Here is a 13,286-nt window from a genome sequence, read left to right on the forward strand (position 1 = left end):
TTCTACAGAAGCATAAAAAGACTTTAAATCTATAGCCATATATATCCTGTTTTCTGCACTCATCATTCTCACCTCATCTGCCTTTAATTTAATTATTAACACATCATTAGTAATTAAACTGATTCCAAAACGATTATAAAATTTAAAAGTGCGTAATTCAACGAACTACACACTTAAACATTAATTATTTACTTTTAACTGACAAATTAAGGTTTTCATATTTAATTAAGACAACTACTATACGGAGTATATCCTGCATCTATAGTCTTCTTTGTCTTCTTTCACTATTAAATATACAATATACCAAAAGAATCACATTATCATTTATAGGATATACATCTAACCCATTCCATGTACTATATGATTTATGCACTTTTCTATTTATCAATATTAATAAATCTCTCTACGGTCCCCTCAAATTCATTATCCATATAAACCACAATGTCACTATCAGTTCCTGATAAAGTATCTGAATAGTAATGGAAAGTCAATCTAGCTAATAAAATTTTTAAAAATAGATAATTTTAGTATTAGTATCTATATTATTGTCACTATAAAAATTAACTTCTTCTATGAGGACACATAAAACCGCTGCTCCATAATTTTTGAACACTTCTCTGTATTTGCTTTCTAGATTAATACTATCATCTACCTTCTCGATTTCAAGACTTATATCATTTATCAATTCTAGTGAATACCTCAAATCATTTAAATATTCTTTAATCCTATACTCTTTGTCCGCCCAAATAAAAAAAACATTTATACAAAAGTCTTTGCCAAGATGTCCCAAGCGTCTATATATCCGAGTTATCATTATTTTTTAGAAATAAACAATCATTACCTTCTAAAAATATTTAAATTAATTTTGGGTTACTAATAACTTTCCCAGTGGTAAGCACTTTTCGTATTTGCCATAATATCTTGTTAGATGATAAATATAAATTTTCTCAATTCTCTTGATTTCTTTTTTATTAATCCATTTTCAATAAAATGAAACAACTTAGTAAAATCTACTTATGTTCCTTTATTCATATCTGAACTATCATATATTTTCTTCATTTTTAAAATCCACTTTTAATAAATTAAATACTTCAGATAGATCACTTTCCATTGATATAGCATTTTCATACCTTTTAAAATTGCTAAAATATAATCAGCTTTTTTAATGATTATTCCAAAAGATTGTATTTTTTTCTTTTCCCGCACCCATACAGGGTTATAAGATACCTGTTGAATACAGACTGTTCTCATGAAAATTGTCCTCACTTTCCTCTCTAGTATTAAGCCTTTTTCTTTCAATTAAAATATCTTTCTTTTTATATAGCAAAAAAACTTATTTCATTAATTATAATGAAACAAGTTTTTTTAGTTATTTTTACTTTATTAATGATATAAATTATACTTTAATATTTCAGGGAGGAAATATTAATAGTTATTCATCTCTTAAAATTTTGCTACCTAATTTGGCATGAAAGCTAGCATCTTTAGTTGTTTGTATATCAATACCTTTTAACGCCGATACTTTTTCACATATCATAAATAACAATATTATATATTCAAAAGATACAAAGTCTTTCTTTTTCAAACTATTTACATAAAAATCTTTTTTATCAGTTAATTTTGTTCCAATAATAACAATATTATTTGTCCATTGCGATAATACTGTTTTTAATGTCTCCACCCTTGGTTCTACATTAGTATCTAATAAAAATAAATAGGAAGAATCATTGATAGCATTATAAATTCCATGTGTAAACTCTTCAAATTCATAACCAGATACTGGTACTCTTAAAGTTTCTACTAATTTTAAACTTCCTTCTAATGTAATGCCAAATACATCTTTGGTTCCAACTACACGAATATCTTTTGCCTTTACCAATGTCTTTCCATTTTTTTGAATCCACTGCTCTGCATCATCAACGATGCTTATGAGATTATTACTTACATTCTTATAGCTTTGTAAGAATTTTTTATATGCTGTTTGATCAATAATTCCATATGTTTTTGCCCAATACACTCCTAGTAACATTAAGTTAGCAATCGTACATAACATACCTTTTGTTTTGGGTTGTAAATCCCCTTCTTCTCCACATTTAACTGTCAGTATATAATCTGCAACTTCATTTAATACTACTGCATTATCATCTCTACCCGACATAGATGCTATATGGCATCCGTGTTTCTTTGCCCTTTTCATAGCACGATATGTACTTAAACTTGTTCCACTTTGCGATATTCCTATTACTAATGTAGTTTGAGAATTTTGAAAAATATAAGATTCTATTTCAAAGGGATATAAGACTTCTACTGGTATTTGCATATACTTTAACATACATTCTTTCGCTGCCACTCCAGCATGATAACTAGAACCAGAACCAGTAATTATAATTTTTTGATATCTATTTTTTACAACTTCTTTAAATAAGTTCTGGTGATTTTCTACTATTTCCATCATTCTTATGGGTGTTTCACGAATACATTGTTCCATTGTTAACATAGTTACTTTTCTCCTTACAACCTTCTTTTTAACCTAAAATTCCTAAATATGCACCACCAATACCAATAATTGTCATTAATACAATCATAGTAATAGGTTTTATCTTTTTAATAACAATTCCCCAATAAGTAGTTGCGAATACTAACAGTGAAGCTAAGCATGGCATAATTTGATTTAATAAATCAGATACTGTTTGGCTATTAGCACCATCGCTGAACGTATACACAATATTGAGATTTACTAAACTCGCACACATTCCTCCTACTACAAATAGTCCAAGTACAGTAGCTCCCTTTAATAAAACGCTCATCAATCCATTTGATTGCATTTCTGTTAAAAATTTAGTTCCTAAAGAATATCCTACATTCATTAATCCAATACGAATTGCAAAAGCTGGAATATTATAAATTAAGAAGAAGAGAATCGGTCCTAATATATTTCCTTGTAGGGCAAAGGTGGTCCCTACAGCCGTTGCAATAATCTTGAAAGTCCCCCAAAAGAAGGCATCACCAACTCCAGATATCGGTCCCATTAATGCTACTTTTGTTTCATTCACTACTTTGGTATCAAATTCTTTATTTTTAGCGATTTCTTCCTCCATCGCAGAAGCAATTCCTAAGTTAAACGTCATACATTGATTAGTTACATTATAATACTCAAGATGTCTTTTTAATGCTTTAGATGCTTCTTCTTTTTGTGGAAACAGCTTACGTAATACAGGAATCATTGCATATGCAAAGGCAATATTTCCTTGTCTTTCATATCCCCATGAAAAAGAGCAGCCACAAGATCTCAACATTGTTTTATTTAATTCCTTTTTCGTTAATTTAGAAGTCATCATTTATTCCTCCTTCTGTTATCGCAGCTGTTTCTGTTTTATTAATTTCCTGTTTAATAAGAATAATAGCTAATACTGTTCCAAAAATAGCTACCCCTAAAATTGGTAGTTGTGAATACGCAACAACTGCAAATCCACAAATGAAAATATAAATATTTGATTTAGATAACATAGTTCTAGCTAACATACTAAATCCAATTGCTGGCAATAAACCAATAGTTACATTTAATCCTGTTTGTACAAACTCAGGAATAGCATTCAATATATCACTCATAACATCACTGCCAGCTGCAAATGAGACAGTTACTAAAACTCCTAAAATTGCTGCCATCGTTAATCCGCAAGTCCAATGCAATATCTCTATGCCTCTGTAATCACCTTGCTCTGCAAGTTTATCGGCACGTCTTTGAAATAAAGAAACAATGTACCCATAATGAAAATTTTTAAAAATTAAAGCTAATGAAGCAACCGGTAATGCTAAAACCATCGCACTCTCTGCACTTGCTCCAGCATTAATAACAAATGCAGTTCCCAAAATAGTACCTATCATAGCATCAGGTGGAATAACTGCCCCAATAGAAGTAGCCCCTAAAAATGCTAATTCCAATGTTGCTCCTATCACAATTCCAGTTCGTAAATCTCCCATTAACAAACCAACTACAGTTCCGGCCATTATTGGTTGTGTAATAAAATTTCTACCTCCAGCATACTCAATAACTATAAGAGCCGCTGTTACTAGTCCAAGAATTATTGCTGTTCCAATCATTTTATTCTCCTCTCTCTCATTTTAAATATGGTATAGCCTTAACTTCTGGCACACGCTGTATAAATATTTCTACTCCCCTACCTAACATCTGTTGTAATTGTTTTTCTTCTTCAGGCAATACATAAAAGGTTTTAGCTAATTGTTTTCCTCCATCTTTTACCTTGGAATTCCCTAAATTAATCTTTCGGATATTTTCACATCCTTCTAATAATCTATATGCATCTTCTACAGTTTCAACAATTATTAATAGTCGGTATTGATTCGTAACACCACTGTTAATAGCCTTTATAGAATTTTCTATATCTTTCATGACCAGCTTTGTTGAAGGTGGTTTTGCCATATAAATAGCTGTCTTCTTAAGTTCATCCTTCATAATTCCATCATTAGCAATCAATATACAGTTAGCGTTTAAATAGTTAGTCCAACTATAAGCAATCTGCCCATGCAACAAGCGATGGTCTACACGCAACATTAAAATCATATAATCTTCCTCCTCTCTTTAAAATTCATCATTTTGATATGATTTTTTTACAATATCATTGCAATAACATATCATTTGTTTATTTTCTTCTAATAACGCATGTATTTGTTCTTCAATACTTCTATTTTCATTGATAATTTGTAAAATTAATGACATATTCATTCCTGCAATCAAATGAAATACATACGTATTTAATAGTCTAATAAAACTATTATTAACACTACCACCATATATATCAGTGATGACAATTACTTCATCTCCATCATTAAAACTTTCAAATATTTGTTTAACTTCTGCTTCAAATGAAAAATCTTCTTTTGTATATGCTGATATAGTATAAATGTTATTACTATGTCCTACTATAAAAGTAACACTATCTTTCATACCTTCTGCTAACATTCCATGTGAAGCTAAAATTATTCTTCTCATAAATTCCTCCTTTATCCCTACTATTAAAATTCATCCGATCCTACCTTTACACTGATATCATTCTTAATGTATTCGTACAAATAGGCAATCTCATTAATTGGTAAAGTAACTTTATAATGTTCTAAAATAGACGCAAAACATTCATTTACCACCTCAATAAATTCACTATTAGAATTTATAAATCCAGGAATATCATAATATTCTTCTACTGTTTTTTTCGTTACCAAACGTTCAATTAAAAAACAAATGTGCATATTGATTCCCACAATTGTCTTGCTTAGAAATTTGCGTTTTAATCGATGCTGCAAAGCGTTAGTTGCCTCATAAACATAATCTAGTAACTTTTGAGCATTTAATATTGTTAGATTTTCCATAATAGATTGCAATGAGAAATTTTTAAGTAATAACTGATCAAATTGTTCAATTTCTTTAGTACTTAAATATTCTGCTAAAATCTCATTTACCATATTAATATTCTCAAAGTTAATAATTTCTTCTAACGTCACATTTCTAACACCATCTAATTGTAAGTTCATTGGTTTTACTAATAGTTCAACATTATATTGAACAAAAATAGTATCCTTTTTACCATTTTGTAATAATAATTCGTAGTCATAAGCAATCATTTCAACCGCTATTGTTTTTGGTAAACTATCTTTAAATAATCGGCATAGTTTCTCTGCAATAGATATTCCAGCATCACTAGTAAACAAAATTGCTTTATCTTTTTTTGCAATAGAAATCATATGATAATATACTTTGGCTTGTTTACTTACTTCTTCCAATATTGTTTGTACTTTCTTTTTTTGTTTAATCTTATTTCCAATTTCTAAGGCCAATAGCGTGGAAATATTATTAATAATGCCAACATTTGCAAAACCCTCGATTTCTTTTCCTATTTCTTCTAAAGAACCCATATCAACCATTAAGATAATATTTTTGAAATGCCTATTATGTTGAACAAACATATTTAGTTTTTCTATCGTATCATCTACCGAACTATAGATGGGCATATCAATTGCTTCAAATACTTGCATGTTTAGTAAAGTATTTACTGCATCTGCAATAGAACTTGCCGTTGAATACCCATGACACAAAACAACTCCGATAGTATCTAACATTTTTGTGTTCAAGTTATATAACTTCATATTTAATAAAATAAATGATTGTTGAATCATAGAAAGAGAAATACGATAATTATTAGTAATTTGTTTATTAAGCATCTTACAAAGCTGTTCCGATTCATTTCCTATTTGCAATAAATATTCATATAATCTAGTTATCTCTGTGATATGCTCTTTTTCCCAAACGTTTAATCCAGAATTATGATTTTGTTGAAAAATAATTAATCTAGCTAGAACATAAGCAAAATTAATAGGAAAATTAATGATCGTGGAACTTCTTACTGTAGTTAAATAATTTGTAACGAATTTTTCCAATTGTCTAACTCTACAGTCATCGTATGTTTCCTGAAAAACAATAACATCATAGTAGTGTTTAATAATCTTCTTACTTTCTTCTAAAAATTCTTTCTCACTTTTGCAATTTGTATTTAATTGTTCGAATGAATGAATAATATTATTCCACAATGATATAATTTGAATTATCGAACTATCAATTTTAATATCCTTTAACGGCATACATTTTTCTTCCTCACTGGATATCTTAACTGTTGATAACATATAATCAGGTAAATGAAATACATATATATCCAAGTTCTCATTATCAGAATCAACATAAGCATTTGCACAAATAGACTTAACGCATTTTTTTAGTTCTGTTAAATTGTTGTTATACGTTTCTCTAATTAATGAATATAATAGCTTATTAGATATCGAAATATTTTTACCTAAACACTCCTCTTCCTCATAGAAAAAATGTAAAATAAGTTCCTTTTTTTCATCTTCATTTCTTTCAGAAAATGATGGAATATTGCATACTACAGGAATTCTTGATTCCAAAATTTCACACATCTGTTCTTTTTGACTTGGGATACTACTCAGAATAATACGAATATCCTTATATACTCGTTTCTTTCCTTTTTTTCGTAAGAAGGATTTTGATAATAAAAAATCTGCTAATTTTTCTTGCGTATTTTCTGGTAAATATGATACATTTTGAATGTATAAAATTCCATGATCTAAAGTATCCATAATTCCTTCTACTGTTTGTCCGTTGATTTCTGTTCCAAACAAAAACAAATCATAATCTATTTCTTTTTGTTGCTTTGTAACTTTAAGGTATTTAAATTGCGCATTTGATGGTATTATTTCTTGATTTATACAATAGTGATAAATAATTTCCCCTAGATATTTTTTCCCTGTTCCATTTTCCCCAACTAACAATATGGGTAATCCTCCTGGGTATGCGATTGCAGATTTAATTTGTTGTATTACATAGTGCAAACTTCCATCCTTGCCTACTACATTTTCAAAATCCATCCTAATAGAATCTTTACATTTAAGTATTTGGCGCAATTCTAACATACTCATATATTCACTTTGTCTTAATGCTACATGATACTTCTTTTCCAAAATTATTTTACTTAAATAATACACAGGCCTTGAAGTAATTTTTATAGCTGTGCCATTTTTTACCATATCATTTAAGTACATAGAAACTAAAGATCTAGACAGATGTAATGTCTGACTTATATACTTTGTAGTGAAAATATCCAAATTTTTATTGTCAAATTGTTTCGTTATTTCATCTAAATATTTAACAACCTGATGTTTAGAACTATATTGCGCCATAATTTCACCTCCTCTTTCTTATGGCTAAAGTATATTATATATTTTTATTATGAACTGTAGTTACAACCTATTTTGACACTATTTATGCTTAAAACTGCTTTTTTAACACTTAATTGTCCTATAATGGCATGTGTTTATTTTTATTTACACTATTTCATAGTGTAAATAAAAATAAACATTGTAATAAATTTGTGGTAATCTATATTTTAATAAAGGATATTATAATGCGGTTGAATTGACATTTCCGACAGATGTAAGAGAATGTATTATACTTATTGGTAAAGCTACAATTGGAAATGTTGTAAATAAATATTTCAAAATATTTTTCCAATTAAATTAAGAAAGTGAATTAGGAATATATACCGATTGTGTTCTCTTTGTATTATAATATTCAATATATTCTTCCATTGCAATCTTATATGCCACCTATATGAAATTATATTTGATTTGTTTTTTCATGAAATATGGATACCTCTTATTTAATTGATCTTTTTTTATAATATAACTTTATAAAAAAGCATAGTGAGTAGCTAGTACCATACAATTACTACTCACTTGATTTACTTCGATCCAGAAAGATTAAAGTAGAATTATCAAAGTCAGGATATCAAGTTAGCGTTCGAAAAATTCGTCGTATTATGCAAGAAAATGGCCTGGTTTCTAACTATACAGTAAAACAATATAAAATACATAAGAGTACATGCAATAATGATAAAGTAGAAAATATAGTACATCGTGAATTTGATAGAGAAAAAACATTAGATGTAGTAGTAAGTGATCTTACCTATGTAAATGTAGGTGGTTATTGGAATTATATATGTTTACTACTGGATTTATATAATCGAGAAATTATTGGGTATGCAGCAGGTAAACATAAAGATGCAAAATTAGTATATAAGGCCTTCAGCAGAGTACAAAGAAACCTGAATAATATTCAACTATTTCACACAGACAGAGGAAATGAATATAAGAATAGGATAATTGATAAAGTACTAGAAACATTTAATGTTAGTAGATCGTTAAGTGCTAAAGGATGTCCCTATGATAATGCAGCAGCTGAAGCCACCTATAAAATCATAAAAACAGAATTTGCATTTAATAGAATATTTAATAGTTTTGAAGAGCTGGAATTAGAATTATTTGATTATGTAAACTGGTATAATAACATTCGCATTCATGGATCATTAGGATATGTATCACCAGTTGAATATAGGATAAATTCTCTTTGAAATTGTCCTAAAAAGTGTTGACAATCCAAAATGCGACAGGTTCAAGAAATGACTTACTTTACAAATCTGCCTAAGGAGGAATTTGAAAAAAGAAAGATAGAAGATTTGTATTCAAAACGATGGGATATTAAAGTTGCGTACAAAACATTAAAAACTCAATTAGAACTTGAAAGAAATGTATCAACTAATGTTTAAGTTGTACAAACGAGTGTATATGCAAAAGTTTTGTTTTACGCTATATGTAATTGAGTTGAACTTAATAATTAAAAGAAATAAGAATTTGACACTCTCATTTCTTTGTTTCTAAATAATCTATAATATCTATAAGCTGATCAACGATAAATTGAGCATGACTTTGACGTAGTTAATGCATAATGTATAAGTTGTTGACTTGATGATGATGCAAGTGCTATTTTGTAGTTATGTAACTTTAAATAGTCGAGTAGGGAGAAAATATATGGATTGAGTATGGCTTGGTAATCTCTTTTTAAAGAGGCATAATACTTAGTTAATAAATCATTAAATTCTTCTCTTGAAGTTTTTTCATTCCACCAGCCATACACAATATCTCTAAACTTACGATTATCAACACATATCACTTGTTTATATTCATCAAGTAATAAATCAATGTCATATTTTTTATAAAATGCCATAAGTTCATTCATATACATTGTTTCACTATCAAAGATAACACCGTCCATATCAAAGATAACAGTTGTTTTATGATTCATGATTAATAATCTAATGCTTTATAATAACGTCTAATATCAATTGGATGACGTCTACAATGTTCTAAGTGTACATTTAATCTCATAAATGCTGATCTCATCATGATAGGAGATAAAATTCCTCTAAACTCATCACTTATTCCTTTTAATTCATAATCTTTTGTATCAAAAACAGTAACTTTTGCACTGACTCTATGAACAAAGTTTTCTACACGATCCATTTCTGGACGAGTTTTATCTTCACCTTTAATCAAAATAACTGGAATATCTCTTTCAATAACTTCTAATGTTCCATGGAAGAAGTTTGCTGCTGAAATTGGTCTTGTTCGCATCCATTGCATTTCTTCCATAATACACATACCATAGCACACTGCCCAATCTTCTAGGTTTCCTGATGCAACTAAATAAGTAATTGGTTCATCACAATATTGTTTTGCGTATGCTTCCATTTTAGCATCAGCATCTTTATAAATTTGTACAACATTTTCTGGCATGTTTTTAATCTCATTCATCAATTGATCATATTTATCAAATTGTCCCGCATTTTTCATAAAGCGTAATACAACTGAATACCACCAATAATATTCACCACCGAATGTATTTACTAAATAATCAACTTTTTTAGCCAAAGGAGAATTTAAAACTTCAACATATCCCATAACTTTGGCTCCTACTTCATGTGCTTTATCAATAGCTGCTTCAATTTCAATAGTATTACCTGATAATGATGCAATAACTACAATTGATTTTTCATTAAATTTAGCATTCCCTTCATATAAGAAATCAGTTGCATTTTCTAGATAAATTGGTAAATCACAACCAAGTTGTTTAGCAGTATGCATAATTTGTCCTGCATACAATAATGTTCCACCAATTCCAAATAAGAAGATATTTGAATACCCATCTTCACAAACTTTATCAACAATTTTTTCTACTTCAGGGATTAAATTTACTCCATTTTGATGTTCTGTTCTTACTCTGCTTTCATCGAAATTTAACATTTTTCTCTTTGATTCTTCAACTATTTGTATTGCTGATGATGCACCTATAACGTCTGCTCCTGATTTGAAAAATTTTTCTGCTTGTTGATATGTTCGTATTCCTCCAGAAGCTTTTATGCATATATTATCATCTAGAATATTTTTCATTAGTTTAACATCATTTAAATCTGCGCCTCGAAAGCTTCTTCCTGTCGATGTTTTCAAAAAAGTAGGTTTTACACGATTGGCAATATTACAAATTTCTCTTTTTATATTGTCTCTACCTTCAAGTTTACACATTTCTACAATAACTTTTTCAGCTATTCCATATTTCTGGCATATTTCATGAATAGAAAACATTTCTTCTTCTATTTTTTTTAGATTTCCATTTTCAACTGCATTTTGATTTAATACATAATCTATTTCTTTATACCCTATTAATGCATATTCTTTAAATTTATTAACTTTTTCTTCTAATGTTAATACACCTTCTGGAAAATCTATTGCACCGGCAATAATAATATCATCATTCAAAGCATTCACAGCATATTCATATTCTTGCTTTGTTCTAGCAAAAATACAGCGAAATCCATATTTGTTTGCTTTATCCAAATAAGTTTTAAAATCATCTTGAGGATCTCTTATATAGTCTAATTTTTTAGCAATATTTAACATATTTCTTTCCTCCACTTATCAAATAAAAATTTTGATTTTTTATCTGCTTCAAAAGGTTTTCTATAATACACACGATTAACAATTTCAAAAGAAAGCAATCCTGTATAGTTATATTTTTTTAATGTATTTAAATCTTGTGACATGCATCGTGTGCCATCTCCCCATGCCATATGACCAGTTGGATTCCCATCAACAAAATGACAATGAATAATTCTACTTCCAAAAGCTTCAAAATAATCATTTATATTTTCTTTAGCTTTTGCCATTGCTCCTAAATCTAAACAGATTTTTAAATTATCATGATTAACTAAATCGAGAAAATCCTTTAAGTCTGAAATTGTATTCACCAAAATTGATTCCATTGGCTGTAAAGCCTCTATCGCTAAAGGAATATTTTTAGATGCTCCATATTGAGCCAAACGATTCAACATTTTTGCACTTCTTTGTTTTGCATCATCCTTATTTTCTAATAAATACGCCCATCCACTAGTAACAACAACTTGATTCGCATTTATCTCATAAGCAATATCAATCGCATTTTTAAAATAGGCAAATACTCTTTCTTGTTCTTTTGTAGATTTAGCAGCCATATTATTCGGTTTTGGATTTGTTTGTTCTGGACAAACACCAATTACTTTTAATTTATATTTACGTTCCAATTGTCTTAAATTTTCAACTGGATCATACCCATTATAATCCAAATAAAAATGCATCGGTCCTGTCCAAAGTTCAACATATTGAAATCCATTTTCGAAAGACTTTTTAAAAAAATCTTCTAATGTATAAAAACGATAATGACAATTCATTGCACATACATCCATATATATCTCTCCCTTTTCATTTGTAATAAATGATAATGGCAATATGGTATAGGTATACATAATGCCATTATCCATATTATCAATGTATTAATAATTCAAAGCTTTATAATAACGTCTAATATCAATTGGATGACGTCTACAATGTTCTAAGTGTACATTTAATCTCATAAATGCTGATCTCATCATGATAGGAGATAAAATTCCTCTAAACTCATCACTTATTCCTTTTAATTCATAATCTTTTGTATCAAAAACAGTAACTTTTGCACTGACTCTATGAACAAAGTTTTCTACACGATCCATTTCTGGACGAGTTTTATCTTCACCTTTAATCAAAATAACTGGAATATCTCTTTCAATAACTTCTAATGTTCCATGGAAGAAGTTTGCTGCTGAAATTGGTCTTGTTCGCATCCATTGCATTTCTTCCATAATACACATACCATAGCACACTGCCCAATCTTCTAGGTTTCCTGATGCAACTAAATAAGTAATTGGTTCATCACAATATTGTTTTGCGTATGCTTCCATTTTAGCATCAGCATCTTTATAAATTTGTACAACATTTTCTGGCATGTTTTTAATCTCATTCATCAATTGATCATATTTATCAAATTGTCCCGCATTTTTCATAAAGCGTAATACAACTGAATACCACCAATAATATTCACCACCGAATGTATTTACTAAATAATCAACTTTTTTAGCCAAAGGAGAATTTAAAACTTCAACATATCCCATAACTTTGGCTCCTACTTCATGTGCTTTATCAATAGCTGCTTCAATTTCAATAGTATTACCTGATAATGATGCAATAACTACAATTGATTTTTCATTAAATTTAGCATTCCCTTCATATAAGAAATCAGTTGCATTTTCTAGATAAATTGGTAAATCACAACCAAGTTGTTTAGCAGTATGCATAATTTGTCCTGCATACAATAATGTTCCACCAATTCCAAATAAGAAGATATTTGAATACCCATCTTCACAAACTTTATCAACAATTTTTTCTACTTCAGGGATTAAATTTACTCCATTTTGATGTTCTGTTCTTACTCTGCTTTCATCGAAATTTAACATTTTTCT

12 protein-coding genes and 1 pseudogene are annotated in these 13,286 nt (G+C 28.9%); 2 read left to right on the top strand and 11 right to left on the bottom strand.

Annotated features, from left to right (window positions below; genetic code table 11):
• Positions 1-1,074 precede the first annotated feature (1,074 nt).
• The 7 genes from KSU54_RS17370 to KSU54_RS17400 form a co-directional block, all read right to left on the bottom strand.
• The gene (locus tag KSU54_RS17370) at positions 1,075-1,251 is read right to left on the bottom strand and encodes a hypothetical protein (protein ID WP_008792860.1); all 177 of its coding nucleotides are present in this window, start codon (positions 1,249-1,251) and stop codon (positions 1,075-1,077) included.
• Positions 1,252-1,432: 181 nt separating this feature from the next.
• A complete protein-coding gene (locus KSU54_RS17375) occupies positions 1,433-2,497 on the bottom strand; it encodes an SIS domain-containing protein (protein WP_008792861.1) in 1,065 nt (354 codons plus the stop codon).
• A 28-nt stretch (positions 2,498-2,525) separates the two neighbouring features.
• Positions 2,526-3,338, bottom strand: coding sequence for a PTS system mannose/fructose/sorbose family transporter subunit IID (locus tag KSU54_RS17380; RefSeq protein WP_008792862.1), 813 nt, complete (start codon positions 3,336-3,338; stop codon positions 2,526-2,528).
• Positions 3,325-4,101 (bottom strand): PTS mannose/fructose/sorbose/N-acetylgalactosamine transporter subunit IIC, encoded by a 777-nt coding sequence (locus KSU54_RS17385; protein ID WP_008792863.1) that lies wholly within the window; start codon positions 4,099-4,101, stop codon positions 3,325-3,327. The genes KSU54_RS17380 and KSU54_RS17385 overlap by 14 nt, the downstream gene beginning before the upstream one ends.
• 16 nt (positions 4,102-4,117) lie before the next feature.
• On the bottom strand, positions 4,118-4,582 hold the full coding sequence (locus KSU54_RS17390) for a PTS sugar transporter subunit IIB (RefSeq protein WP_008792864.1): 465 nt from the start codon (positions 4,580-4,582) through the stop codon (positions 4,118-4,120).
• Between the two features lie 18 nt (positions 4,583-4,600).
• Positions 4,601-5,011 (bottom strand): PTS sugar transporter subunit IIA, encoded by a 411-nt coding sequence (locus KSU54_RS17395; protein WP_008792865.1) that lies wholly within the window; start codon positions 5,009-5,011, stop codon positions 4,601-4,603.
• A gap of 23 nt (positions 5,012-5,034) precedes the next feature.
• Positions 5,035-7,764, bottom strand: coding sequence for a sigma 54-interacting transcriptional regulator (locus KSU54_RS17400; RefSeq protein WP_008792866.1), 2,730 nt, complete (start codon positions 7,762-7,764; stop codon positions 5,035-5,037).
• Between the two features lie 569 nt (positions 7,765-8,333).
• Here KSU54_RS17400 and KSU54_RS17405 point away from each other — a divergent pair.
• Positions 8,334-8,993 (top strand): annotated as a pseudogene (locus KSU54_RS17405) (IS3 family transposase); the annotation flags it as partial.
• Positions 8,994-9,041: 48 nt separating this feature from the next.
• The gene (locus tag KSU54_RS17410; protein ID WP_008792868.1) at positions 9,042-9,188 is read left to right on the top strand and encodes a hypothetical protein; all 147 of its coding nucleotides are present in this window, start codon (positions 9,042-9,044) and stop codon (positions 9,186-9,188) included.
• Between the two features lie 137 nt (positions 9,189-9,325).
• On the opposite strand, the gene KSU54_RS17415 is transcribed toward KSU54_RS17410, so the two are convergent.
• From KSU54_RS17415 to KSU54_RS17435, 4 genes are all read right to left on the bottom strand, one after another.
• Positions 9,326-9,724: an HAD family hydrolase gene (locus tag KSU54_RS17415; RefSeq protein ID WP_008792869.1), complete on the bottom strand. Its 399-nt coding sequence runs from the start codon at positions 9,722-9,724 to the stop codon at positions 9,326-9,328.
• Positions 9,725-9,726: 2 nt separating this feature from the next.
• On the bottom strand, positions 9,727-11,376 hold the full coding sequence (gene deoC / locus KSU54_RS19050; protein WP_008792870.1) for a deoxyribose-phosphate aldolase: 1,650 nt from the start codon (positions 11,374-11,376) through the stop codon (positions 9,727-9,729).
• A complete protein-coding gene (locus KSU54_RS17430) occupies positions 11,370-12,197 on the bottom strand; it encodes a sugar phosphate isomerase/epimerase family protein (RefSeq protein WP_029481442.1) in 828 nt (275 codons plus the stop codon). Before KSU54_RS17430 ends, deoC begins: the two co-directional genes overlap by 7 nt.
• Positions 12,198-12,284: 87 nt before the next feature.
• A partial coding sequence (locus tag KSU54_RS17435) for an SIS domain-containing protein (protein ID WP_217215643.1) occupies positions 12,285-13,286 on the bottom strand: 1,002 nt, incomplete at its 5' end.

It is taken from the genome of Erysipelatoclostridium sp. MSK.23.31 (assembly GCF_019125875.1).
In the GTDB taxonomy this organism is placed as follows: domain Bacteria; phylum Bacillota_I; class Bacilli_A; order Erysipelotrichales; family Coprobacillaceae; genus Thomasclavelia; species Thomasclavelia ramosa.

What these genes read in the sequence shown, in the direction of transcription:
- KSU54_RS17400 (WP_008792866.1), bottom strand. Translation starts at nt 7,764, where the DNA reads ATGGCGCAATATAGTTCTAAACATCAGGTTGTTAAATATTTAGATGAA.
- KSU54_RS17380 (WP_008792862.1), bottom strand. Translation starts at nt 3,338, where the DNA reads ATGATGACTTCTAAATTAACGAAAAAGGAATTAAATAAAACAATGTTG.
- KSU54_RS17410 (WP_008792868.1), top strand. Translation starts at nt 9,042, where the DNA reads ATGACTTACTTTACAAATCTGCCTAAGGAGGAATTTGAAAAAAGAAAG.
- KSU54_RS17430 (WP_029481442.1), bottom strand. Translation starts at nt 12,197, where the DNA reads ATGGATGTATGTGCAATGAATTGTCATTATCGTTTTTATACATTAGAA.
- KSU54_RS17375 (WP_008792861.1), bottom strand. Translation starts at nt 2,497, where the DNA reads ATGTTAACAATGGAACAATGTATTCGTGAAACACCCATAAGAATGATG.
- KSU54_RS17415 (WP_008792869.1), bottom strand. Translation starts at nt 9,724, where the DNA reads ATGAATCATAAAACAACTGTTATCTTTGATATGGACGGTGTTATCTTT.
- KSU54_RS17370 (WP_008792860.1), bottom strand. Translation starts at nt 1,251, where the DNA reads ATGAGAACAGTCTGTATTCAACAGGTATCTTATAACCCTGTATGGGTG.
- KSU54_RS17390 (WP_008792864.1), bottom strand. Translation starts at nt 4,582, where the DNA reads ATGATTTTAATGTTGCGTGTAGACCATCGCTTGTTGCATGGGCAGATT.
- KSU54_RS17395 (WP_008792865.1), bottom strand. Translation starts at nt 5,011, where the DNA reads ATGAGAAGAATAATTTTAGCTTCACATGGAATGTTAGCAGAAGGTATG.
- KSU54_RS17385 (WP_008792863.1), bottom strand. Translation starts at nt 4,101, where the DNA reads ATGATTGGAACAGCAATAATTCTTGGACTAGTAACAGCGGCTCTTATA.
- deoC (WP_008792870.1), bottom strand. Translation starts at nt 11,376, where the DNA reads ATGTTAAATATTGCTAAAAAATTAGACTATATAAGAGATCCTCAAGAT.